The following is a 23,615-nucleotide window of genomic DNA, read 5'->3' as shown; positions in this document are numbered from 1 at the left end:
ACTTGCAACGGCTGCCCCTGCCGGACCGGCTGATCGAGCAGGCGCGTTCCTACGCCAGCGGTGAGGCGACGCCGGCCGAGCCTCGCAACGCCGCGACCGTCGTGCTCCTGAGGGACTCGGCGGCCGGGCCGGAGGCCTACCTGCTCGTACGCCAGAGCTCGATGGCCTTCGCCGGCGGCATGTGCGTCTTCCCGGGCGGCGGCGTCGACCCGCGCGACTTCGACGACGAGCTCGAGGACCGCGGCCTGTGGGCCGGCCCGACCCCGGCGGCCTGGGCCGAGCGGCTCGGCTGCGACGAGGCGATGGCGCGGGCGCTGGTGTGCGCTGCCGTACGCGAGACCTTCGAGGAGTCCGGCGTGCTGCTCGCCGGCCCCGACGACTCCTCCGTGGTCGCCGACACGACCGGTGACGACTGGGAGGCCCAGCGGGTGGCGCTGGAGTCACGCGAGCTCTCGTTGACGGCCTTCCTCGAGGACCGCGGACTGGTCCTGCGCTCCGACCTGCTCGGCGCCTGGGCGGGCTGGTTGACGCCGGTCTTCGAGCCGCGGCGCTTCCGCACCTGGTTCTTCGTCGCGCGCCTCCCCGAGGGGCAGGTCACGCGCGACGTCTCGACCGAGGCGTCCTCGGTGACGTGGCGACCCGTGCTCGACGCGGTGCGCGCCGCCGAGGGACAGGAGATCATGATGATGCCGCCGACGTGGCTGACCTGCCTCGACGTCGGGCAGTACGACGACGTCGACGCGGTGCTCGCCGAAGGATCCGGCCGGACCGTGGAGATGTTCACGCCCGAGGTCGTCGCCGACGGCGAGGAGTTCGTGCTCTCCAGCCCGCCGCAGTACGCCGACCTCCTGGCCTCCCACGAGCCCCACGCCGGATGACCTGGACGGGCGGCACGTTCGGCGAGGTCGGCACGTGCGTGCTGGCCCCCAACGCCAACTTCATGACCCTCGACGGCACCAACACGTGGGTGCTGCGCGACTCCGGCTCCGGCCGCTCGGTCGTGGTCGACCCCGGGCCGTCGATCGAGTCCCACCTCGACGCGGTCGGTGAGGCCGGTGGCGACGTCGTCTCCGTGCTGCTGACCCACCACCACGCCGACCACAGCGAGGCCGCCCGCGAGTTCGCGGAGCGGCACGGGTGCGGGGTGCGTGCGCTCGACCCGGCCTACCGGCTGGGCTCGGAGGGCCTGGGCGAGGGCGACGTCGTCGCGGTCGGCGACCTGGAGGTGCACGTCGTCGCGACTCCCGGACACACGGCCGACTCGCTGTCCTTCGTGGTGCCGAGCGAGCGCGCGGTGCTCACCGGCGACACGGTGCTCGGCCGAGGCACGACCGTCGTGGCGCACCCCGACGGCGAGCTCGGCGCCTACCTCTCCTCGCTCGAGCGGCTGCACGCGCTGTGCGACTCCCGCGCCGTCACCAGCGTCTGGCCGGGTCACGGCCCGGTGATCGAGGACGCCCTCGGTGCGCTCGACTTCTACCTCGCCCACCGCCGCGAGCGGCTGGAGCAGGTGCGCGAGGCGCTGCGGTCCCTCCACGCGGGGGCACGCGAAGGCGGCGACTTCCCGCACGACGACCTGCCCAGGGCGATCGTCGAGATCGTCTACGCCGACGTCGACCCGGTGCTGTGGGGAGCGGCCGAGCTGTCCGTGCGCGCCCAGCTGGCCCACCTGACCAAGGGCTGACCACTTCCCACGACGTCGCGGTCGTCCTACCGTGAGGTGATGGACAACCCGCGCCAGCCCGTCGTCGTACTCTCCCGCGCCCTCGACCAGGCAGGCGACGTGCTGGCGGCGGTCCACGCCGACGACCTCGGGAAGCCGACGCCGTGCGCCGACTGGACCGTGCGGGACCTGGCAGACCACCTGGTTGCTGCGCCGAGGCACTTCCTCCAGCAGGCGCGCGGGGAGGACGACGACTGGTCGGCGTCGCCTGGCGTGGAGGAAGGTGCGTGGGCCACCACCTTCCGCGCCGACGCCGACGACCTGATCCACCACTGGCACGCCCAGGGGGACGACGCGCTCGCCAAGGCCGACTGGCAGAGCGCAGAGCTGGGCGTCCACACCTGGGACCTGCAACGTGCCCTGGGCCGTACGACGCCCCTCGTCGACGAGGTCGCCGAGCGTGGCCTTGCCTTCATGCAGCAGGGTCTGACCGAGGAGAACCGCGGGGAGGCCTTCGGGGCGCCGGTCGAGGTGGGTGACGACGCGTCGCCGTACGACAGGTTGGCCGCCTTCGCGGGCCGTGACCCGGGCTGGTCGGCCTGACCCTCGGTCGGCGACCGCTAGCTCAGAGCCCCCGGTCCCGGGACCAGCGCCAGAGCCGCCGGGCCCCCATGAGTACGGCGATCGCTGCCGCGACGCCGAGCCCGATCATCCACGAGATGTCGCGCTCGCCGGTTCCCTCGGGCTCGCCGAAGTCGTGGGTGAGCTGCTGGCTGGACGAGCCGTCGAGGTCGGGGACCAGGTCGACGGCGAGGCTGAGGGTGTCAGCGACGTCGGGGTCGACCGACCCGACGCGGCGTCGCCACGTGCTCTGCTCGTCCACCTGCGGCGTGGTGACGACCAGCTCCGCGTCCGCGCCGTCCGTGGGGGTCACCAGCAACAGCTGGAGACGGTTGTCGAGCCAGCCCAGCGGTCGGGAGACCGCGGTGGGGATGGTGTCGGCGGGGAACGGGTGCTCGAGCACGCGCTGCCGTACGACGTCGAAGGTGTGCGAGGCCTTGCCCGGCGACGACTGCATGGCCATCTGCGAGCCGTCGGGGGAGAACGGTCCCGGGAACCCCTCGGCCCTTGGCAGTCGGCGACGACTGCCTGCCTGTTCGAGCACGACGCGCCCCGCTTCGGTCCCGACTGCGAGCGCCCCGTCGTTCGAGACGGACACGCCGCTCTGTCGGACCCGGACGCCGAGGGGCGCGTGCAGCGCACCCGTTGCGGTGGAGACGTCCACCCGACCGAACCAGTCCTGACCGGCACCCAGCTCGGTGATGCTGTGGCCCAGCACGGCGACGTGCTCGGAGTTGGGTGACCACGACAGTGTGCGGAGGACGACCTCCCCGCCACCTCCGAGCTGAACCTGGGTGACGTCTCCGGTCACTAGGTCGAGCAACGCCACCTTCGGGACCGGGTCGCCGCTGATCCGCGGCTGCCAGGCGAGCTGCAGGCCATCAGGGGAGAGGGCCAGAGTGGGCGTCTCGCGAGCCCAGTCCAACAGGTCGAGCACGTGCGGTTTCCCGTCAGTGGCCCCGATGACGACCGGGTCACCGGCCGCGCTCACGAACGCCGCAGATCCCCGCCCGATCGCGAGGTCGGTCTCCGACTCGAGCCCGTCAGACACCTGCTCGATCCGGCTCGGGATGGCCCCACCCGGTACGACGTCCTGGTCGGCCGGGGCGAGCCCCGCCGGAGTACCTGTCACGAGCGCGCCGACACCGGCGACGACCGCGACCACCCCGAGGGCTGCAGCCCCGGCCACGATGCGCGAGCGACGACGGGCTCGCCGGCCGCGGTCCCAGGCGTCGGGGCCGGGACGGAACTCCTGGCCCTCGGCCAGGTCGTGAAGAGCATTCCGCAGGTCGGCGTTCATGCGTCGGCTCCCATCAGGTCGGCGAGCTCGGGGGCGAGGGTGCGGAGGCGGCCCAGCGCGTGCCGGCTGGTCGACTTCACGGTGCCCGGCGAGATGCCGAGCACGGCTGCTGTCTGCACCTCGGTGAGGTCCTCGTAGAACCGCAGGACGAGCACGGTCCGTTGCTTGACGGTGAGCTGTCGCAGAGCCTCGGCGAGGGTGAGCCGCAGGTCGGGGTCGCGGGGCGACGAGGCGTCGTCGTACCCGTCCAGCCGCGTCTCCGCGAACCGGCGTCGCCGCCACCAGGAGATGTTCTGGTGGTAGAGCGTCCGGCGGACGAAGGCCTCGGGCGAGGTGTGGATGCGCTCCCAGTGCTGGGCTGTCTTCATCAGGGCCGTCTGGAGGAGGTCCTCGGCGAGGTGGTGGTCGCCGGTCAGGAGGTACGCCGTGCGCGCCAGGGCCGGCCCGCGGGCGTGCACGAACTCGTCGAAGGCGGACCGGTCGGTCCCGGGTGCATGCGACATGGGCACCTCCTCTCACCTCCTACGACGCGACGACCCGCATCCTCGGGGGTCAGACGGCGGCAGCTTTCTCGGTCACCCCAGGACGCGGAGGGCGGTCTCGACGTCGGCGACGGAGTTGTAGAGATGGAAGGACAGCCGCATTCGTCCGGCGCGTACGGCGGCCTGGACCCCCGCCTCGGCCAGCCGCGCGGGCGTGTCGGGAGCACAGGGCAGCGACACGATCGCGGAGTTGCCGGGTCCCAGGCCGCGGCCGTCGCGGAAGGCGTTGGCCAGGCCCACGTCGTGGGCGTGGATCCGGTCGATCCCGACCTCGAGGAGCAGGTCGAGCGCAGGAGCGTGACCGACCCAGCAGCCCCAGGCGGGTGAGACGTCGTAGCGCCGGGCATCGCTCGCAAGGCGGAGCGGGGGACCGTAGATCGAGTCCCAGCGGTCATCGCCGGCGTACCACCCCGCGGCCAGCGCGGGAAGGGCCGGCGCCGAGGGGTCGACGGCCAGGAAGCACGTGCCGCGCGGGCCGAGCAGCCACTTGTAGCCGGCGCCGACGACGTAGTCGGCACGCAGCGTGTCGACGGGCAGCCAGCCCGCCGCCTGGGTGACGTCGACCAGCGTCAGCGCGTCGGCGGCGGCAGCAGCCTCGACGAGCGCCTCGAGGTCGAGCACGCGGCCGTCGGCGGACTGCACCGCCGAGACCGCCACCAGGTCGACGCTCTCGGTGACCGACTCGGTGAGGCGGTCGAGCGGGACGAGCCTGACGTCGAGGTCGGCCTGCAGGAACGGGAACAGCACCGAGGTGAAGTCCTCCTCGGCGGCGAGCACGACGCTTCGGGCCGGCAGCGAGGCCGCGACCAGCCCGACGAACTGGCTCGTCTGGGAGCCGACCGCCACGTCGGAGGCCGGTCGCCCCACCATCGCGGCGAAGGCAGCACGACCGCGCTCGACGAAGGCGTCGACGCCCCCGGCGTCGACCGTGCCCGACTGGCGCTGCTCCTCGAAGTCGCGCATCGCCTCGACGCTGCGCAGGGGGGCCAGGCCCAGGGTCGCAGAGTTGAGGAAGATCCCCGACGGTGCGAACTCGTCGGGTGCCAGGGTCACCGCGCGCGCTTGCCGAGCCGCTCGATGTCCATGATCACGACCGAGCGGGGCTCGAGCCGCAGCCAGCCGCGGGAAGCGAAGTCGGCCAGCGCCTTGTTGACGGTCTCGCGGGAGGCGCCGACGAGCTGGGCCAGCTCCTCCTGGGTGAGGTCGTGGTGGACGTGGACGCCGTCGTCGGCGGTGCGGCCGAAGCGGTCGGCGAGGTCGAGCAGCGCCTTGGCGACACGACCCGGGACGTCGGAGAAGACCAGGTCGGCGACGACGTCGTTGGACTTGCGCAGCCGGGCGGCGAGCTGGGAGAGCAGGCCCCGAGCCACCAGCGGGCGGCCGTCGAGCCACTTGAGGAGGTCGTCGTGGGAGAGCGAGGCGAAGGTGACGTCGGTGACGGCGGTGACGGTGGCCGAGCGCGGGCCGGGGTCGAAGAGCGAGAGCTCGCCGAACATCTGGCCGGGGCCCATGATCGCAAGGAGGTTCTCGCGGCCGTCGGAGGAGGAGCGTCCGACCTTGACCTTGCCCTCGGTGACGACGTAGAGCCGGTCGCCGGAGTCTCCCTCGTGGAAGAGCACGTCGCCGCGGCGCAGCCTGGTCTCGCTCATCGAGCTGCCCAGGGCGGAGGCCGCCTCGTCATCGAGCGAGCTGAACAGCGGTGCCTGTCGCAGCACGTCGTTGTCCACGTCAATCCTCCAAAGCGTCGGCGGCACCCGTGGGTTGGTGGTCATGCTGGGCGGTACGGGTCCGTGGCGATCCTAGCCGTGTCGTGAGTCACATGCCGACACAACCGCCCAGATCGGGCTGTCGTACGCGCCACGTAGGCTGATCGGCGTGTCCGCACCCGACGCCTCTGTGAAGCCCGAGACCTCCCTGGTGCGCCGGGCGCGCAAGATCAACCGGATCCTCGCCGAGACCTATCCCGACGCCCGGCCCGAGCTCGACTTCACCAACCCGTTCGAGTGCCTGGTCGTCACGGTCCTCTCCGCCCAGACCACCGATCGCCGCGTCAACGCCGCGAGTCCAGCGCTCTTCGCGGCCTATCCCACGCCCCAGGCCATGGCGGCCGCGCCGCGCGAGCACCTCGAGCAGCTCATCGGGCCGCTGGGCTTCTTCCGTGCCAAGACCGACGCGGTGCTCAAGCTCAGCCAGGCGCTCCTGGAGAAGTACGACGGCGAGGTCCCGCGCCGTCTCGAGGACCTCGTGTCACTGCCCGGGGTGGGGCGCAAGACCGCCAACGTCGTGCTGGGCAACGCCTTCGGGCTGCCTGGGATCACCGTCGACACCCACTTCGGTCGTCTCGCGCGCCGCTTCGGCTGGACCGAGGAGACCGACCCGGTCAAGGTCGAGCACGCGGTGGGGGCGCTGTTCCCCAAGCGCGACTGGACGATGCTCAGCCACCACGTGATCTGGCACGGCCGACGCCGCTGCCACGCCAAGAAGCCTGCCTGCGGTGCCTGTCCGGTGGCGAAGCTGTGCCCGTCCTTCGGCATCGGTCCCACCGACCCGGTGGAGGCGGAGAAGCTCGTCACGACGCAGGGGCCGGCATGACGCGGCTCCTGACGGCCCTGCTGCTGGTGCTGGGCATAACCGCCTGCTCGCCCGAGGTCACCGACGACGGCGTGATCAGGGTCAACCCGCCCGATGTCACGCTCGACAGCCCCGAGCTGCGCGAGGCCAAGGAGCGCATCGGCATGGACGACTGCCGACCGGGGACCGGCGAGCCCGTCGACGGCGGCCTCCCTGCATTGAGCCTGCCCTGCCTGGGGGGTGGCCCCGAGGTCGAACTGTCGTCCCTGCGCGGTCCGATGGTGATCAACCTGTGGGCGTCCTGGTGCGGGCCGTGCCGCAAGGAGATGCCCGCGCTCGAGGCGTTCCACCAGCACCACGGCGACCGCGTCGCAGTGCTGGGCATCGACGTCAACGACGTCAACCCCGACAAGGCGCTCGAGCTCGCGGAGGAGACCGGCGCGACCTATCCCTCCCTGGCCGATCCGGGCGGGGAGATCTTCGGCGAGGAGGCGTTCCGCTTCTCCCGCAGAGGGCTTCCGGGGTTCGTCTTCGTCGCCGAGGACGGCACGCTGTCGGGCCGCGCCCTCGGCGGCGTCGACACCGAGGCCGAGGTGGTCGGCCTGGTGGAGGAGCACCTCGGGGTGGACCTGTGAGCGACCTGGACTCCCGCGACCTGCCGCGCTGGCTCGACCCGGTGGTCGAGGCGTGCCGCACCATCAGCGTCCACGAGCTCACCCGGTTCATGCCGCCGGAGGACGGCGACCCCAGGCGTGGAGCCGTGCTGATGGTCTTCGCCGACCGCGAGGCGGACACCGCGAGCGACGTACCCACGCCCGACGACCTCGCCCACCGCGGCGAGCTCCTGCTCACCGAGCGGGCCCACCACATGCGCTCCCACCCGGGGCAGGTGTCCTTCCCCGGGGGCTCGCTCGACCCGGGTGAGACACCGGTCGACGGGGCGCTGCGGGAGGCCTGGGAGGAGATCGGCCTCGACCCGGGCTCGGTGGACGTCTTCGGCGAGCTCCCGGAGCTGTGGCTGCCACCGAGCAACTTCGCGGTGACGCCGGTCCTCGGCTACTGGCGCGAGCGCGGCGACGTCACGGTGGCGAGCCCCGACGAGGTGCACGCGATCCACCACGTGCCGATCTCCGAGCTGATGGACCCCGAGATGCGCATCAACGTGCGTCACCCCTCCGGCTGGGTCGGGCCTGGCTTCCTGATCGGCCCCGACCACGGGCTGATCCTGTGGGGCTTCACCGCGGGGATCATCGCCCGTCTCTTCGACTACCTCGGCTGGTCCACCGACTGGGACCGGGCGCGGGTGCGTGACCTGCCGGCCCACATGCTGCAGGGTGAGCCTCGCCAGACCGACCTGGCGCCCAACACGCGGCTGCAGGCCGACATCTGAGTGCCCGGCACGAGGACCGTCGACCGGTCCACCACCTCAAGGACGGAGTGAGCGCATGAACGTCCTCGACTGGTGTCTCGTCGCGGTGGTGGCCGTCTATGCGCTGTCCGGCTACTGGCAGGGCTTCGTGACGGGCGCCTGCGCCACCGCGGGCCTGCTTCTCGGCGGCCTCTTCGGCGTCTGGGTGGCGCCCGTCGCGCTCGGTGACGCCGAGCCGTCGCTCTGGGTGTCGTTGGGCGCGCTCTTCATCGTGATCGTCGCTGCCTCACTCGGCCAGGCGCTCTTCCAGTTCGTCGGAGCCAAGCTGCGCGACCGCATCACCTGGCAGCCCGTCAGGGCGGTCGACGCCATCGGCGGGGCGGCCCTCAGCGCCCTGGCCGTGCTCGTGGTCGCCTGGGCCCTCGGCGTGGCCGTCTCCGGATCCCAGATCGGGTCGATCACCCCGGCCGTGCGTGAGTCGGCCGTGCTCGCCAAGGTCGACTCCTCGTTGCCACGCGGCGCCGACCGGGTGCTCGACGCCTTCAACAACGTCGTGGGCACCACCTTCTTCCCTCGCTACCTCGAGCCCTTCGCACCCGAGCGCATCGTCGAGGTGGAGGCCGGCGACCGGCGGGTCCTGGCCGACCCCGACGTCGCCGCCGCGCGGGCGAGCGTGGTGAAGGTGCGCGGGGTCAACGGCTGCGGGGGAGGAGTCGAGGGCAGCGGGTTCTTCTACGCGCCCGGCCGGCTGATGACCAACGCCCACGTGGTGGCGGGGGTGACACGGCCCGAGGTGGAGGTGGGCGACTCCTCGGTCGTCGCCAAGGTCGTGGTCTACGACCCCGACCTCGACCTGGCCGTGCTGGCGCTCGACGACACCTCGCAGCCTCACCTGAGGTTCGACAAGACGGCGAAGGCCCGCGACAGCGTCGCCATCGCCGGCTACCCCGAGGACGGCCCCTACGACGTCAAGGCCGGGCGCATCCGCAGCGAGCAGCGGCTTCGCTCACCCGACATCTACGGCGACGGCACGGTCATCCGCGAGGTCCTCTCGCTGCGCGGCACGATCCTGCCCGGCAACTCCGGCGGGCCGGTGATCACCTCGCAGGGAGAGGTGGCGGGGGTGGTGTTCGCGGCCTCGGTCAGCGACCGCTCGACGGGCTACGCCCTCACCGCAGACCAGGTCGCCGCCGTGGCGGCGGCCGGCGTCACCAGCAGCGCCCCGGTCGCCACCGGGACCTGTCTGGCCTGAGGAGCCGTCAGGCCCGGCCCTTCAGGGCACGTGGGATCGACTTGCCCTGGCTGATCGCCCGCTCCGGCGCCTTGACCTGCTTGACCTGCTTGTAGCCGATCAGGCCCAGCACGGCTGCGATCAGCACGTAGAGGAAGAAGACGATCAGGAACGCCCAGTGGAGGCCGAGGCCCGCCCAGTGGATGAAGTAGGCGATCGACACCGACAGCATGATGATCGCGAGCAGCCCGATGAACGCCGCCCCGGCGAAGAGGCCGAGCCCGGCGCCGCCGTGCTTGAAGCTCACCTTCAGCTCGGACTTGGCCAGCTCGATCTCCTTGGAGATCAGCGTCGAGATGTCGCGGGAGACGTCGAGGACGAGTGCGCCGAGGGTCGGATCGGTGTCCTTGACCGGTTCGGATGCCATGGCGCGACACTACACAACCCCTACACTGGCCCCAGGTGAGCCGGGAAGTCTGGTCGGCCCGCGTCGGATGTGACGCGGAGAGACGCTGACGACCTCCGAGAGGCATGCCTTGATGGCCAACAACCCCCACCGCGACCCGCCGGCCGACGACGACCTCTGGGCGCTGGGCCCGTCCTACCTCGCCAGCGAGAAGCCGCTGGCCAGGCTCGTGGCCCGTCCCATGCGCGAGTTCCTGCGCATCGAGGCCGCCGGCTCGCTGCTGCTGCTCGTGGCGGCCACGGTGGCGCTGGTGTGGGCCAACAGCCCGTGGGCTGCGTCGTACGACGCCCTGTGGTCGACGCACCTGACGCTCGACGTCGGGCCGCTCCACCTCGACGAGTCGCTCCAGCACTGGGTCAACGACGCGTTGATGGTCATCTTCTTCTTCGTCGTGGGGCTCGAGATCAAGTACGAGCTGGTCCACGGCGACCTGCGTGACCCGAAGACCGCCGCGCTGCCGATCGTCGCCGCGGTCGGGGGCATGGCGGTGCCGGCAGGGCTCTACGTGCTGGTCAACGGCCCGGGATCCGCCGGCGCCTCGGGGTGGGGCATCCCGATGGCCACCGACATCGCCTTCGCGGTCGGTGCGCTCGGCCTGCTCGGACGACGCATCCCCGCGCCGGCACGCCTCTTCCTGCTGACCCTGGCCATCGTCGACGACATCGGGGCGATCCTGGTCATCGCGATCTTCTACACCGCCGAGCTCTCGCTCGGCTGGCTGGCGTTGGCCCTGGCGCTGCTGGCGGCGATGGCGGTGGCCAAGCAGCTGCGGATCTGGGCGATCACCGTCTACGTGGTGCTGGGCGTCGGGGTGTGGTTCGCGCTGCTGGAGTCGGGCGTGCACGCGACCCTCGCCGGCGTCGCCATCGGGCTCCTCGCTCCCGCGAGCGCGCTGCTCCGCGAGGACGTCGCGCGCGGCTACGCCGAGGACGCGCTGCGGGACCGCTCGCTCGACCACGACGAGCTGGCCCGCCTGAGGTTCCTGCTCAAGGAGTCCGTGCCGGTCGTGGACCGTCTCCAGGCGACGCTGCACCCGGTGTCGTCGTACGTCGTCCTGCCCGTCTTCGCCCTCGCCAACGCGGGGGTCTCCTTCGGCGGCTTCGGCGAAGCCGTCACCTCGAGCGTGGGCGTGGGTATCATGCTCGGCCTCGTGGTCGGCAAGCCCCTCGGCATCCTGCTCGCCTCGTGGCTGGCGGTGCGGTTCGGACTCGGGCGGCTCCCCGGCGGCACCACGTGGCCGATGATCCTCGGACTCGGAGCGGTCGGGGGCATCGGCTTCACGGTGTCGCTGTTCATCGCCGGGCTGTCCTTCCCCGGCGCCGAGGTGCTCACCGACGACGCCAAGATCGGCATCCTCCTCGGCTCGCTGGCCTCGGCGGTCGTCGGTGTCGTCGTGCTGCTCGCGGCTACTCGTCGGCAGACGTCGTCGTCGACTCCTGCTGCTTGATGAGGTCCATCACCGAGGAGTCGGCGAGCGTGGTCACGTCGCCGACCTCGCGGTGCTCGGCGACGTCCTTGAGCAGGCGCCGCATGATCTTGCCCGAGCGGGTCTTGGGCAGCTCGGGGACGATCATGATCGAGCGCGGCTTGGCGATCGGGCCGATCTCGTGGGCGACGTGGGCACGCAGCTCGGCGACCAGGTCGGAGCCCTCGCCCTGCTCGTCGGCCTCCGCCACCGCCGACTCGCGCAGGATCACGAACGCGACCACGGCCTGGCCGGTGGTGTCGTCGGTCGCGCCGACCACGGCCGCCTCGGCGACCTTGGGGTGGGAGACCAGCGCCGACTCGATCTCGGTCGTCGAGAGCCGGTGGCCCGACACGTTCATCACGTCGTCGACGCGGCCCAGCAGCCAGATGTCGCCGTCGTCGTCCTTCTTGGCGCCGTCGCCGGCGAAGTAGAGCCCCGGCCAGCGCGACCAGTAGGTGTCCTTGAAGCGCTGGTCGTCGCCCCACAGCGTGCGCAGCATCGCCGGCCAGGGCTCGGTCAGCACGAGGTAGCCGCCGGACCCGTTGGGCACCGGCTTGGCCTCGTCGTCGACGACGTCGGCGGCGATGCCCGGCAACGCCCGCATGGCCGAGCCCGGCTTGCCGGCCGTGACACCCGGGAGCGGGCTGATCATGATCTGGCCGGTCTCGGTCTGCCACCAGGTGTCGACGACGGGGCAGCGGTTGCCACCGATCACCTCGCGGTACCAGATGTAGGCCTCAGGGTTGATGGGCTCGCCGACCGAGCCGAGGATCCGGAGCGAGGACATGTCGTAGCCGTCGGGGATCTCGCGTCCCTGCTTCATGAACGTCCGGATGGCCGTGGGCGCGGTGTAGAAGATCGAGACCTTGTAGTCCTCGATCACCTTCCACCAGCTGCCCTTCTCGGGCGTTCCCTCGAACATCACCTGGGTGGTGCCGTTGGCGAGCGGGCCGTAGACCATGTAGGAGTGGCCGGTGATCCAGCCGACGTCGGCGGTGCACCAGTAGACGTCGTCGTCCTTGAGGTCGAAGACGGCCCAGTGGGTGAACGACGTGCCGGTGAGGTAGCCGCCGGTGGTGTGCAGGATTCCCTTGGGCTTGCCGGTCGAGCCGGAGGTGTACATGACGAAGAGCGGGTGCTCGCTGTCGTGCATCTCGGCCTCGTGCTCGGTGGGCTGCCGGTCCACGACGTCGTGCCACCACACGTCGCGACCCTCCTGCCACTCGACGTCCTGGCCGGTGCGGCGTACGACGAGGACCTTCTCGATCTTGTCGACCTCGGACTTCAGCAGGGCCTCGTCGACGGCGGGCTTGAGCGCCGAGGCCGACCCGCGGCGGAAGCCGCCGTCCGCGGTGATGACCAGCTTGGCCTCGCAGTCGACGATGCGGGAGGCCAGCGCGTCGGCGGAGAACCCGCCGAACACGACCGTGTGGATGGCACCGACCCGTGCACAGGCCAGCATCGCCACGGCGACCTCGGGGATCATCGGCATGTAGATCGCGACCCGGTCGCCCTTGCCGACCCCGAGCTCGGTGAGCGCGTTGGCGGCCTGGCACACGAGGTCGGTGAGCTCGGCGTAGGTGATGTCGCGGCGGTCCCCCTCGGGCTCGCCGACCCAGTGCAGGGCGACCTTGTCGCCTCGCCCGGCCGCGACGTGGCGGTCGGCGCAGTTGACCGCGGCGTTGAGCGTGCCGCCGACGAACCACTTCGCGAAGGGCGGGTTGGACCAGTCGAGGACCTGGTCCCACTTCTGTCCCCAGTCGAGCCGGTCGGCCGCCTCGGCCCAGTAGGCCTCGCTGTCGGACGCCGCCCGGTCGTAGGCCTCCTCGGTGACGTTGGCCTGGGCCGCGAGGTCTGCGGGCGGCTCGAACCGGCGGGTCTCGGTGCTGAGGTTGGACAGGGTCTGCTCGGACACGGTGATCTCCAGAGTGGGGGTGGTTCGGAAAGCTTCGGCCCACCACTGAACCTACTCGGCGGCGGTGGAGGGGTCGAGGGCTGTAACGCCGGGTCAGTGCTTGTAGTGCCCCAGGTACAACGGGGTGGGTACAGCTACTAACCCGGCGTTACAGCGCAAAGGGGGTGGAGCGGTGGATCAGTGGTGCACGGCGCTCTCGGCGCCGGCCCCGGTGAGGGCCCGGACCTCGAGCTCGGTGAAGCGGTCCTCGGCCGCCGGCTCGCGGCCGGAGACGGTGCCGATGTAGCCGAGGAGGAAGCCCAGCGGGATCGAGATGATGCCGGGGTTGTTGAGCGGGAAGTAGGACCAGTCGGAGTCGGGGAACAACGACGTCGGCGCCCCTGACATGACTGGCGAGAAGAACACCAGGCCCACGGCGGCGAGGAGGCCGCCGTAGATGCTCCACGTGGCACCGCGCGTGTTGAAGCGCCGCCAGAACATGTTGTAGATGATCGCCGGCAGGTTGGCGGACGCCGCGACGGCGAAGGCCAGGGCGACCAGGAACGCGATGTTGAGCCGCTGGGCCGGGATGGAGAGCGCGATCGCGATCGCTCCGATCGCGAAGGCCGCGATCCGGGCGACCCGGACCTCGTCCTTCTCGCTGACCTCCTGGTCCTTCTTGAAGACCCCCTTGTAGAGGTCGTGGGCCACCGAGGAGGAGCTGGCCAGGGTCAGGCCCGCCACCACCGCGAGGATGGTCGCGAAGGCGACCGCGGCGATGAGCGCGAGCAGGATCGCACCGCCGGTGGACCCTTCACCGCCACCCACTGCCTCGGCGAGCAGCGGTGATGCGAGGTTCTGGTTGCCGCCCTCCACCGGGTCGACCTGGTCGCGGTCGAGCATCGCAGCCGCGCCGAAGCCCAGGACCAGCGTCATCAGGTAGAAGGCGCCGATGAGGCCGATCGCCCAGAGCACCGACTTCCGCGCGTCCCGAGCGGTCGGCACGGTGTAGAAGCGGATCAGGATGTGCGGCAGGCCGGCCGTGCCGAGGACCAGTGCCAGGCCCAGGGACAGGAAGTCGATCTGGGACGTCAGGCTGCTGCCGTACTGCAGGCCCGGCTGCAGGAACGGCTCGCCCTTGCCGGAGTTCTCGGCCGCCTCGCCGAGCAGGGACGAGAGGTTGAAGTTGAACTCCAGCAGCACCAGGAACACGATCACCGCGGAGCCGATCATGAGCATCACGGCCTTGACGATCTGGACGTAGGTGGTGCCCTTCATGCCGCCGACGGTGACGTAGAAGATCATCAGGATGCCGACGCCCACGATGGTGAGGTTCTTGAGCGCCTCGCTGTCCACGCCGAGCAGCAGCGCGACCAGCGTGCCCGCGCCGACCATCTGGGCCAGCAGGTAGAAGATCGAGACAACGACGGTGGAGAGCGACGCCGCGGTGCGCACCTTGCGCTGGTTCATGCGGAACGCCAGCTGGTCGGCCATCGTGTAGCGGCCCGCGTTGCGCAGCATCTCGGCCACGAGCAGGAGGGCCACCAGCCACGCGACGAGGAACCCGATGGAGTAGAGGAAGCCGTCGTAGCCGTAGAGGGCGATGGCGCCCGAGATGCCGAGGAACGACGCGGCCGACATGTAGTCGCCGCCGATGGCGAGGCCGTTCTGGAAGCCCGAGAACGAGCGACCACCCGAGTAGTAGTCGGTCGCCGTCTTGGTCTGCCGGCTGGCCCAGAAGGTGATGCCGATCGTCAGCGCGACGACGGAGAGGAAGAGGATCGTGGTCAGGGTCTGGTCGTCCATCACTGGCCTCGTCTTCCGTCGTTTCCGGCACTGTCTCGGTAGGCCTGCTCGAGGTCGCGGGCCAGGGGGTCGAGCCTGGAGGTGGAGAACTTGCTGTAGTACCAGGCCAGTCCGAAGGTCGTCACGAACTGGAGGAGCCCGAAGATCAGGGCCACGTTGATGTTGCCGACCACCTCGGTGTTCATGAACCCGGACGCCCAGTTCGACATGACGACGTAGAGCAGGTACCAGACCAGGAAGGCGATGGTGGCGGGGATGACGAATCCGCGGTAGCGCTTGCGCAGCTCGGCGAACTCGGGGCGGGCCGCGAGGTCGTCGTACACGGGATCGTGCCGCGCCGCCTGTCCTGGCGGCTCGTGGACGGGATTGGTTGCCACGGTCGTGTCCCTTTCGGCGTTGACTCGGTCACCGGGTGTGACCACGATCACGGTGGCACCGGCGGCGCCCACCGCGGGAGTACGCCGCGCGCCGGGGTCGCCGGGCGGCCGCCACCTGTCGCCGGACGGTCGGATCGGCACGACGAGCGGTCGGCGGGCCGGCCTGTGAGGACGTGAGGAAGAGTTGACGGTCAGGCCATCGCGCTGGACCGCCGGGGGACACACGGCTCGCCGAGAGTACGGCTCATGAGCACGCAGACCACGCACCCGATGCAGAGCCGGACCAAGCGTTGGATCGACGACTGGCGACCGGAGGACCAGGACTTCTGGGAAGGCGGTGGGCGCCAGGTGGCGCGCCGCAACCTCGTCTGGTCGATCTTCGCCGAGCACGTCGGCTTCTCCGTCTGGCTGATCTGGAGCGTCTCGTCGGCGTTCCTGCTCTCCCAGGGCTTCGAGTTCACCCCGCAGCAGCTGTTCCTGCTCGTGGCCCTGCCCAACCTGGTCGGGTCGCTGCTGCGCCTGCCCTACACGTTCGCCGTGCCGCTGTTCGGCGGCCGCAACTGGACCGTCGTCAGCGCCGGGCTGCTGCTCGTCCCGACGCTGCTGTTCGCCTACGCCGTGCAGCGCCCCGAGACGCCGTACTGGGTGTTCTGCGTGATCGCGGCCACCGCCGGCTTCGGCGGCGGGAACTTCGCCAGCTCGATGGCCAACATCAACTTCTTCTACCCCGCGGACAAGAAGGGCGCCGCGCTCGGGCTCAACGCGGCCGGCGGCAACGCGGGCGTCGCGCTCATCCAGCTGCTCCTCCCGGTCGTGGTGGGTGGGGCCGGGATCTTCGGCCTCGTCCAGGCGTCCGGCTCCGGGATCCACCTCGAGCGCGCCGCCTGGTTCTACGCCGGTCTCGCCCTGCTCGCCACGCTCGCGGCGTGGCTGCGGATGGACAACCTGACGAGCGCCGTGTCGTCCCCGCGCGAGCAGCTGGGCGTGCTGCGCAACCGCCAGACCTGGGTGATGTCGTTCCTCTACATCGGCACCTTCGGCTCCTTCATCGGCTACTCCGCAGCGATGCCGCTGCTCATCAAGCTCAACTTCTGGGTGCCTGACCCCGCGCCGCTGGGAACGGGCATCTTCTTCGCCTACTACGCCTTCCTGGGCGCCGGCATCGGGTCGCTGACGCGTCCCCTCGGCGGTTGGCTGGCGGACCGGGTGGGCGGTGCGAAGGTGACGCTCGGCGCGTTCGTCGCCATGGTCGTCTTCACCCTCGCCGTGATCGCGGTGCTGCAGCGGGTGACCCCCAACCCCACTGCCGACCCGGCGATCGCCACGTCCAACAGCGCGCTCTTCCCGTGGTTCCTCGGGTTCTTCCTCTGCATCTTCGCCGCCACCGGCATCGGAAACGGCTCGACCTACAAGATGATCCCGTCGATCTGGCGGACGCAGGCCCAGCGGGCGACCCCGGACGGCACCCCCGAACGCGTGGCGGCCCTCACCCGCGCGACGCGGCAGTCCTCGGCGGCACTCGGCGTCATCGGCGCGGTGGGCGCCATGGGCGGCTTCCTGATCCCGCTGGCGTTCTCCGCCCCGTGGGTCGAGGACCCGGTGTCGGCCACCAAGGGCGCCTTCGCGGTCTTCACCGCCTACTACGTGCTGTGCGCCGGCGTGACCTGGGCCGCGTACCTGCGTCGCCCCCACCCGGCCAGGGCCCACGCCCTGGCCGGTGCGGAGATCTGATGACGGCAGCTTCGACGTCCACGACCACGACGCACTGCCCCTACTGCTCCCTGCAGTGCGGGATGCGGCTGACCGGCCAGAGGCTGCCGACGGTGTCGGCATGGGAGGAGTTCCCCGTCAACCAGGGGGCCCTGTGCCGCAAGGGCTGGACGGCGGCAGGCCTCTACGGCGGTCGCGAGCGACTCACCTCCCCGCTGGTGCGCGACCGACGTACCGGCGAGTGGACGGCCGTCGGCTGGGACGAGGCACTCGACCTCGTCGCGTCCCGGTTGCGCGAGATCCAGGCCGCCCGGGGCAAGGACGCCGTCGCCGTCTTCGGCGGCGGCGGGCTGACCAACGAGAAGGCCTACTCGCTCGGCAAGTTCGCGCGGGTCGCGCTCGGCACCTCGCAGATCGACTACAACGGCCGCTGGTGCATGTCGTCGGCAGCGTCTGCCGGGATCCGGGCCTTCGGCGTCGACCGGGGGCTCCCCTTCCCCCTCGCCGACGTCGAGGAGACCGAAGTGCTCGTGCTCGTCGGCTCCAACCTCGCCGAGACGATGCCGCCTGCGGCGCGGCACCTCGACGCCCTGCGCCAGCGCGGTGGCAGGGTCGTCGTCATCGACCCGCGGCGTACGGCCACCGCGCTGCGCGCCGACCTCGTCGTCCAGCCCGTGCCCGGCACCGACCTGGCCCTCGCGCTGGGCGTGCTGCACCTGCTGGTCGCCGCGGGTGCCGTGGACGAGGACTACCTGGCCGCGCGGACCACCGGCTGGGCGCAGGTCCGGGAGTCGGTCGCTGCGTGGTGGCCCGAGCGGGTGGAGCGGGTGACGGGGGTGCCGGCCGAGGAGGTGCGGGCGTTGGCGGGGCTCCTGGGGGCACCGAAGGTGATGGTGCTGACCGCGCGGGGAGCCGAGCAGCACTCCACAGGCACGGACACGGTCCTGGCGTGGATCAACGTGACGCTGGCGCTCGGGATGGTGGGGGTGCGGGGCGCGGGCTACGGCTGCCTCACCGGCCAGGGCAACGGCCAGGGTGGGCGTGAGCACGGGCAGAAGGCCGACCAGCTGCCCGGCTACCGGCGAATCGACGACCCGGCTGCCCGTGCCCACGTCGCCGGCGTGTGGGGCATCGACCCCGACTCGCTGCCCGGCCCCGGCAGGTCCGCCTACGAGATGCTCGACGCACTCGGGACGCCGGAGGGCTCCTCCGCCCTGCTGGTCCTGGGCTCGAACATCGTGGTGAGCGCCCCCCGGTCGACCCACGTGACCGAGCGGCTCGAGGCGCTGGACCTGCTGGTGGTGTGCGACCTCGTGATGTCCGAGACGGCAGCGATCGCGGACGTCGTGCTGCCGGTGACGCAGTGGGCGGAGGAGACCGGCACGATGACGAACCTCGAGGGCCGGGTGGTGCTGCGGCAGCAGGCCGTGCGGGCACCTGCCGGGGTGCGCTCCGACCTGGAGGTGATCGCAGCGCTGGCCGAACGGCTGGGGTCCCCGGTGGAGTTCGCGACCGACCCGGAGGAGGTCTTCGCCGAGCTCGGGCGTGCGTCGTCGGGCGGGTCGGCCGACTACTCCGAGATCACCTATGACCGGATCCGTGACGAGGGCGGGGTGTTCTGGGGCGGTGAGCGGCTCTTCGCGGAGACGTTCGCGCACCCGGACGGACGGGCGCGCATGGTCGCGGTCGAGCACCGCGGAGCCGCGGAGCAGCCGTGCGCGGACTACCCGGTCCACCTGACGACAGGCAGGGTGCTCGCCCAGTACCAGTCCGGGGCCCAGACGCGACGGGTGCGCGAGCTGCCGGACTCGGGGGCGTTCGTCGAGGTCCACCCGATGTTGGCCGCCCGGCTCGGCCTCGTGGACGGTGAGCCGGCTCGCGTGACGACGCGACGCGGCTCGATGGCGGCACCGGCGCGGGTGGTGGACTCGATCCGGGCGGACACCGTGTTCGTGCCTTTCCACTGGGTCGGGGCCAACCGGCTCACGCACGACGCTCTCGACCCTTCCTCGCGGATGCCGGAGTTCAAGGTGTGCGCGGCCCGGGTCACCGCGGCCGGGGGCGGGCATGGGTGAACGGCTCGTCGTCGTCGGCGGCGGCATGGCGGCGGTGCGGCTCGTGGAGGGGCTCGTCGGCTCGCCGTGGCACGTCACGGTCCTGTCCGAGGAGGACCATCCGCCCTACAACCGCATCCTGCTCTCGGCCGTGCTCGAGGGCGCGCACGCGCCCGACGCCCTGACCCTGCGGTCGCAGGAGTGGTTCGACGAGCACGGGGTCGACCTACGCCTCGGCACGAGGGTCGAAGAGGTGGACCGGACTGCGCACGAGGTCGTGCTCGTCGGAGGCGCGCGGGTCCCCTACGACCGCCTGGTCCTGGCGACCGGAGCCATCCCGACTCTCCCGCCGATCCGTGGCCTGGTGCGACCGGACGGGACCCTCCACCCCTCCGTCCACCCCTTCCGCTCCTTGGCGGACTGCCGCCGTCTCGACGCCGCGGTCGCTGCTGGCCGCCGGGCCGTCGTCGTCGGCGGCGGACTGCTGGGCCTGCAGGTCGCCCGGGCCCTCGCCGTGCGGGGCGTGGACACGGAGGTGGTCGAGGGGGCCGAGCACCTGCTCGCCAGCCAGGTCGACCCTGCCGGAGGGGAGATCCTGGCGCGCGACCTGCGCCGCCTCGGCACGGAGGTCTACGCCGGTGCGCGCGCGGTGCGGCTGCACCCGCGCGAGACAGGCGGCGCCGGCCTCCGGCTCGACAACGGCCACGTCCTGGAGACCGATCTCGTGGTCCTGACCGCCGGGGGCCGGCCCTCCACCGCCCTTGCACGCCGGGCCGGGTTGATGGTGCGACGCGGGGTGGTGGTCGACAGCACCCTCGCCTCGGTCACCGACGCGCGCATCCACGCGATCGGGGACTGCGCCTCACACCGTGGGCGGGTGACCGGCTTCGTCCCGCCGGCGTGGGAGCAGGCTGGCGTGCTCGCCGCCGTGCTGCGTGGTGAGGAGGCGTCGTACGACGGCTCCCGCAGTGTTGCCCGACTGCGCGCCACCGGGTTGGACGTCGCCGTCCTGGGCGAGCCCACCCGTGCCACCGGCCAGGTGGTCGAGATGTCCAACCCGGTGACGGGATCGCACCGGCGGCTCGTCGTCGACGGTGGCCGCATCGTCGCCGCGGCGCTGGTCGGCGACCTGTCGCGGGTCGGCCTGATCACGCAGCTCTACGACCGCGGGACGATCCTGGGGAACGCCGAGCCCGGCGCACTGCTCGCGCCCGAGCGCGTCGACCTCGACCCCGCGGCTGTCGTACTGCCCGACGAGGCCGAGGTGTGTGCGTGCGCAGGCGTCACTGCGGGCGCGGTCCGGGCCTGTGCGTCGTACGACGACTGCCGTGAGAGGACACGTGCCACCACGGGGTGCGGCGGGTGCGTCTCCGTGGTGAGGTCCCTGCTCACCGCGTCAGCATGAACGGCACAATGCCGGTGTGGCCTACTTTCAGCAGACCGGGCCGGCGACCTACCTGCCCACCGAGCACGTCGGCGGCGCTTGGGATCCCGACGAGCAGCACATCGCCCCGGCGCTCGGCCTCCTCGCGCACGTGGTCGAGCAGGACCGCGACCTCCGTCGCGACGACCGGCTACTGCCCGCGCGGTTGTCGTACGACATCTGGGGCACCGTCCCCATGGAGGAGGTCGAGACCTCGGTCCGCGTGTTGCGACCCGGGCGAACCATCGAGCTGGTCGAGGCGACGCTCAGTCATGGGCGACGGACCATCGTCACGCTGCGCGCCTGGCTGATGAGCACGACTGACACCTCGCAGATCGCCGGCACCCACGTGCCGGCTGCCGGGCAACCCACCGATGTTGAGAAATGGGACCCGACCACCGTGTGGCCCGGGGGCTTCATCGCCGCTGCCCACGTGCGCCGCTCGGAGATCGAGCCCGGCCGCGCCACCTTCTGGGTCCGCACCGACGAGACGCTCGTCGAAGGTCAGCAGGCCAGCTCCCTGGCCCGGGCGGCCGGGCTGCTCGACATCAGCAACGGCATGACCGTGCGCGTTGACCCGCGGACGGTCGCGTTCCCCAACCTTGACCTCACCGCCCATCTGATGCGCGAACCCGTGGGCGACTGGCTCGGCTTCGACACCTCGGTCTCGTTCGGTGCCCAGGGCGTCGGCGTGACCAGCACCGTGCTGCACGACGAGACCGGACTCCTCGGAACGATGTCGCAGATCCTGACGATCCGTCCGGGGTGAGTGGACAGTTCGTGTTCGCCGCCAGGTGTGCGGGAGTGGTGTGGGGACCAGATGCCTGGGTTCAGGTGCCTGGCGGGGCTTCAGCGGCGACTCGGGTGGGGCTTGCGGAGGGAGTCCGGGAGCAGCACGGCGCCGGGGGCCTTGGGGGAGGAGGCCGCGACGTCGCCGGGGTTCGAGAAGGCACAGGTGCGAAGGCTCAGGCAGCCGCAGCCGATGCACGACTCCAGGCCGTCCCGGAGACGCTCGAGGGCGGCGATCCGCTGGTCGAGGCGGCTGCGCCAGGAGCGGGAGATGCGGTGCCAGTCGGCCTTGGTCGGCGTGCGGTTCGAGGGGAGCCGCCCGAGCTCCTCCTTGATCTCGTCGAGGGTCAGGCCGACGTTGGACGCGGCCCGGATGAACCCCAGCCGGCGCAGGACGCTGCGCTCGAACCGGCGCTGGCCAGAGCCGGACCGGTGCGCCTGGATCAGCCCTTCGGACTCGTAGAACCGGAGCGCCGAGGCCGCGAAGCCGCTCCGTTGGACGACAGCCCCGATCGTCAGCAGGTCGTGCTTGTCCAACTTCTTCCTCCAGAGGGCTTGAACTCAAGTTCACTTGAACTTCAATGATGACCGCATGAAAACCACCACGCAAGCACCCGTCGCGCTCATCACCGGGGGGACCGCAGGCCTCGGGCTCGCCCTCACGAGGGCGCTGGCCGCCCAGGGCTGGTGGGTGATCACCGACGGACGCAACGAGGGGCGCGTCAAGGAGGCCGACCTTCCCGAGAACGTCACCGTGATCGTCGGCGACATCACCGATGCCGAGCACCGGGCAGGCCTCGTCAACACCGTTGCCGCGCTGGGTCGACTGGACCTCCTGGTCCACAACGCCAGCACCCTGGGGCCTCTCCCGATGCGCCCGCTCCCCGAGGTCGGGATCCCCGACCTCCAGCAGGTGTGGCGCACGAACATCGGCGCACCGCTGGTCCTGACCGGGCGACTCCTGCCACGCCTGCTGGGCAGCGACGGCGTCCTGCTGTCGATCAGCTCCGACGCGGCGGTCCACCACTACGAGACATGGGGGCTGTACGGCGCCAGCAAGGCCGCGCTCGACCACGTCACCCTCACCTTCGCTGCCGAGACCGGGGTGACGGCGTACGCCGTCGATCCCGGGGACATGCGGACCCAGATGCACCAGGACGCGTTCCCCGGGCAGGACATCTCCGACCGGCCGCTGCCGGAGAACGTCGTCCCGCACCTTCTGCGCCTCCTCGAGGCGAGGCCGGCGTCGGGTCGCTACCGGGCGGAGGACTTCTGATGGCCGTCCTGGCAGAGGAGCCCCAGGTGCGCTTCGAGCCGTCGTCCTTCGCGTCCAGCCCGCCCGAGTGGCGAGGGCTCGCGCGGGACGAGGTCCGGTTGCTGGTCGGAACACGAGAGGGGATCGTGCACACGCACTTCCGCAGGATCGCGGACCACCTGCGTCCGGGCGACGTGCTGGTCGTGAACCGGTCCGCCACCATCGCGGGGGAGGTGGACGCGGCCCACGAGGGACGGCCCATCGTCCTGCACGTCGGCGCGGAGCTCGAGCAGGGGCGTCGGGTCGTGGAGCTCCGTACCGCCCCGGACGCCGGTCGTGCGGTCCTCGACGCGTCACCCGGAGACGTGGTCGAGGCGGGGAGGGCGCAGCTGCGGCTGGTCGAGCCGTGGCCGACGGGGCGACCGTCCTCACCCACGGGCGTCGGCAACCGCTTGTGGCAGGCGAGCGTGGAGGGGGACCTGACGGCGGCCCTGCGACGGCACGGACGGCCGATCGCCTACGGCTACCTCGACCGGCGCTTCCCGCTCGCGGCCTACCAGACCGTCTTCGCGTCCGTCCCGGGCAGTGCGGAGATGGCGTCGGCGGGTCGACCGTTCACCCACGAGCTGGTCACCGACCTGGTCGCTGGGGGAGTGCTGTTCGCGCCGATCACGTTGCACACCGGTTTCTCCTCCCAGGAGGCCGGCGAGGCGCCGGGGCCCGAGTGGTTCGAGGTCCCGGCATCCTCAGCGCGTCTGGTCAACGAAGCTCGAGCGGCCGGGGCGCGGGTGATCGCTGTCGGCACCACCGCCACCCGCGCGATCGAGTCCGCGGTGCGCGGCGGTCGGGTCACCGCAGCCTCCGGCTGGACGGAGCGGGTCGTGACTCCGGCCGACCCGCCGCGCGCGGTCGACGGGCTGGTCACCGGGTGGCACGACCCGCACGCCTCCCACCTGCTGCTGGTGGAGTCCGTCGCCGGCGGCGCCCTGGTGCAGTCGTCGTACGACGAAGCGGTGGCGCACGGATACCTGTGGCACGAGTTCGGCGACTCGGCGCTGCTCATCGGCTGACCACGA

General features: G+C 71.5%; 23 protein-coding genes. 14 read left to right on the top strand and 9 right to left on the bottom strand.

Features of this window, described 5'->3' with window-relative positions; translation table 11 throughout:
• Window positions 1-2 precede the first annotated feature (2 nt).
• The 3 genes from EXE58_RS06565 to EXE58_RS06555 are packed head-to-tail and all read left to right on the top strand — an operon-like array spanning window position 3 to window position 2,266.
• Window positions 3-878 carry an NUDIX hydrolase gene (locus EXE58_RS06565; RefSeq protein WP_135267120.1) on the top strand — a complete coding sequence of 292 codons (876 nt, stop codon included), beginning with the start codon at window positions 3-5 and terminating at the stop codon, window positions 876-878.
• Window positions 875-1,684 carry an MBL fold metallo-hydrolase gene (locus EXE58_RS06560; protein WP_135267119.1) on the top strand — a complete coding sequence of 270 codons (810 nt, stop codon included), beginning with the start codon at window positions 875-877 and terminating at the stop codon, window positions 1,682-1,684. Before EXE58_RS06565 ends, EXE58_RS06560 begins: the two co-directional genes overlap by 4 nt.
• Window positions 1,685-1,723: 39 nt before the next feature.
• Window positions 1,724-2,266, top strand: a complete 543-nt coding sequence (locus tag EXE58_RS06555; RefSeq protein WP_135267118.1) for a TIGR03086 family metal-binding protein — start codon at window positions 1,724-1,726, stop codon at window positions 2,264-2,266.
• 22 nt (window positions 2,267-2,288) lie between these two features.
• Here the strand turns inward: EXE58_RS06555 and EXE58_RS06550 are convergent, their stop codons facing one another.
• The 4 genes from EXE58_RS06550 to EXE58_RS06535 form a co-directional block, all read right to left on the bottom strand.
• The gene (locus tag EXE58_RS06550) at window positions 2,289-3,584 is read right to left on the bottom strand and encodes a WD40 repeat domain-containing protein (protein ID WP_135267117.1); all 1,296 of its coding nucleotides are present in this window, start codon (window positions 3,582-3,584) and stop codon (window positions 2,289-2,291) included.
• The gene (locus EXE58_RS06545; protein ID WP_135267116.1) at window positions 3,581-4,087 is read right to left on the bottom strand and encodes a SigE family RNA polymerase sigma factor; all 507 of its coding nucleotides are present in this window, start codon (window positions 4,085-4,087) and stop codon (window positions 3,581-3,583) included. Before EXE58_RS06545 ends, EXE58_RS06550 begins: the two co-directional genes overlap by 4 nt.
• 72 nt (window positions 4,088-4,159) lie before the next feature.
• Entirely contained in the window at window positions 4,160-5,179 is a 1,020-nt protein-coding gene (locus tag EXE58_RS06540) for an aminotransferase class V-fold PLP-dependent enzyme (RefSeq protein WP_244242457.1), read from the bottom strand.
• The gene (locus EXE58_RS06535; RefSeq protein WP_135267115.1) at window positions 5,176-5,853 is read right to left on the bottom strand and encodes a Crp/Fnr family transcriptional regulator; all 678 of its coding nucleotides are present in this window, start codon (window positions 5,851-5,853) and stop codon (window positions 5,176-5,178) included. The genes EXE58_RS06540 and EXE58_RS06535 overlap by 4 nt, the downstream gene beginning before the upstream one ends.
• A gap of 148 nt (window positions 5,854-6,001) precedes the next feature.
• Here EXE58_RS06535 and nth point away from each other — a divergent pair, with 148 nt between their 5' ends.
• From nth to EXE58_RS06515, 4 genes are read left to right on the top strand one after another with little or no spacing between them, the layout of a single operon-like run.
• Window positions 6,002-6,718 (top strand): endonuclease III, encoded by a 717-nt coding sequence (nth, locus tag EXE58_RS06530; protein WP_135267114.1) that lies wholly within the window; start codon window positions 6,002-6,004, stop codon window positions 6,716-6,718.
• Complete coding sequence (locus tag EXE58_RS06525) at window positions 6,715-7,332, top strand: TlpA family protein disulfide reductase (RefSeq protein WP_135267113.1); 618 nt, start codon at window positions 6,715-6,717, stop codon at window positions 7,330-7,332. Before nth ends, EXE58_RS06525 begins: the two co-directional genes overlap by 4 nt.
• The gene (locus EXE58_RS06520; RefSeq protein WP_135267112.1) at window positions 7,329-8,087 is read left to right on the top strand and encodes an NUDIX hydrolase; all 759 of its coding nucleotides are present in this window, start codon (window positions 7,329-7,331) and stop codon (window positions 8,085-8,087) included. The genes EXE58_RS06525 and EXE58_RS06520 overlap by 4 nt, the downstream gene beginning before the upstream one ends.
• Before the next feature lie 55 nt (window positions 8,088-8,142).
• Window positions 8,143-9,318, top strand: a complete 1,176-nt coding sequence (locus tag EXE58_RS06515) for a MarP family serine protease (RefSeq protein WP_135267111.1) — start codon at window positions 8,143-8,145, stop codon at window positions 9,316-9,318.
• A gap of 7 nt (window positions 9,319-9,325) precedes the next feature.
• Here EXE58_RS06515 and EXE58_RS06510 read toward each other — a convergent pair whose 3' ends face one another.
• A complete protein-coding gene (locus EXE58_RS06510; protein ID WP_135267110.1) occupies window positions 9,326-9,724 on the bottom strand; it encodes a phage holin family protein in 399 nt (132 codons plus the stop codon).
• 112 nt (window positions 9,725-9,836) lie between these two features.
• Here EXE58_RS06510 and nhaA point away from each other — a divergent pair, with 112 nt between their 5' ends.
• A complete protein-coding gene (gene nhaA, locus EXE58_RS06505; protein ID WP_135267109.1) occupies window positions 9,837-11,210 on the top strand; it encodes a Na+/H+ antiporter NhaA in 1,374 nt (457 codons plus the stop codon).
• On the opposite strand, the gene acs is transcribed toward nhaA, so the two are convergent.
• The 3 genes from acs to EXE58_RS06490 form a co-directional block, all read right to left on the bottom strand.
• Window positions 11,170-13,146, bottom strand: a complete 1,977-nt coding sequence (gene acs / locus EXE58_RS06500) for an acetate--CoA ligase (protein WP_135267108.1) — start codon at window positions 13,144-13,146, stop codon at window positions 11,170-11,172. The two genes, nhaA and acs, sit on opposite strands and share 41 nt — an antisense overlap.
• Before the next feature lie 177 nt (window positions 13,147-13,323).
• The gene (locus tag EXE58_RS06495) at window positions 13,324-14,931 is read right to left on the bottom strand and encodes a solute symporter family protein (protein ID WP_135267107.1); all 1,608 of its coding nucleotides are present in this window, start codon (window positions 14,929-14,931) and stop codon (window positions 13,324-13,326) included.
• Window positions 14,931-15,308, bottom strand: coding sequence for a DUF485 domain-containing protein (locus tag EXE58_RS06490; RefSeq protein ID WP_135267106.1), 378 nt, complete (start codon window positions 15,306-15,308; stop codon window positions 14,931-14,933). The genes EXE58_RS06495 and EXE58_RS06490 overlap by 1 nt, the downstream gene beginning before the upstream one ends.
• 246 nt (window positions 15,309-15,554) lie before the next feature.
• On the opposite strand from EXE58_RS06490, the gene EXE58_RS06485 reads away from it, so the two are divergent.
• The 4 genes from EXE58_RS06485 to EXE58_RS06470 are packed head-to-tail and all read left to right on the top strand — an operon-like array spanning window position 15,555 to window position 21,264.
• Entirely contained in the window at window positions 15,555-17,039 is a 1,485-nt protein-coding gene (locus EXE58_RS06485; protein WP_135267105.1) for an MFS transporter, read from the top strand.
• Complete coding sequence (locus EXE58_RS06480) at window positions 17,039-19,093, top strand: molybdopterin oxidoreductase family protein (protein WP_135267104.1); 2,055 nt, start codon at window positions 17,039-17,041, stop codon at window positions 19,091-19,093. The genes EXE58_RS06485 and EXE58_RS06480 overlap by 1 nt, the downstream gene beginning before the upstream one ends.
• Window positions 19,086-20,477, top strand: coding sequence for an FAD-dependent oxidoreductase (locus EXE58_RS06475; RefSeq protein WP_135267103.1), 1,392 nt, complete (start codon window positions 19,086-19,088; stop codon window positions 20,475-20,477). The genes EXE58_RS06480 and EXE58_RS06475 overlap by 8 nt, the downstream gene beginning before the upstream one ends.
• 16 nt (window positions 20,478-20,493) lie before the next feature.
• Window positions 20,494-21,264 carry a thioesterase family protein gene (locus EXE58_RS06470; protein WP_135267102.1) on the top strand — a complete coding sequence of 257 codons (771 nt, stop codon included), beginning with the start codon at window positions 20,494-20,496 and terminating at the stop codon, window positions 21,262-21,264.
• A gap of 80 nt (window positions 21,265-21,344) precedes the next feature.
• Here the strand turns inward: EXE58_RS06470 and soxR are convergent, their stop codons facing one another.
• A complete protein-coding gene (soxR, locus tag EXE58_RS06465) occupies window positions 21,345-21,821 on the bottom strand; it encodes a redox-sensitive transcriptional activator SoxR (RefSeq protein ID WP_135267101.1) in 477 nt (158 codons plus the stop codon).
• Window positions 21,822-21,876: 55 nt separating this feature from the next.
• Here soxR and EXE58_RS06460 point away from each other — a divergent pair, with 55 nt between their 5' ends.
• Window positions 21,877-22,560, top strand: coding sequence for an SDR family NAD(P)-dependent oxidoreductase (locus tag EXE58_RS06460; RefSeq protein ID WP_135267100.1), 684 nt, complete (start codon window positions 21,877-21,879; stop codon window positions 22,558-22,560).
• Window positions 22,560-23,609 (top strand): S-adenosylmethionine:tRNA ribosyltransferase-isomerase, encoded by a 1,050-nt coding sequence (locus tag EXE58_RS06455; RefSeq protein WP_135267099.1) that lies wholly within the window; start codon window positions 22,560-22,562, stop codon window positions 23,607-23,609. The genes EXE58_RS06460 and EXE58_RS06455 overlap by 1 nt, the downstream gene beginning before the upstream one ends.
• Window positions 23,610-23,615 lie beyond the last annotated feature (6 nt).

Source organism: Nocardioides seonyuensis, assembly GCF_004683965.1.
Taxonomy (GTDB): Bacteria; Actinomycetota; Actinomycetes; order Propionibacteriales; family Nocardioidaceae; genus Nocardioides; species Nocardioides seonyuensis.
This window is presented reverse-complemented; position numbering and strand designations above follow the sequence as displayed.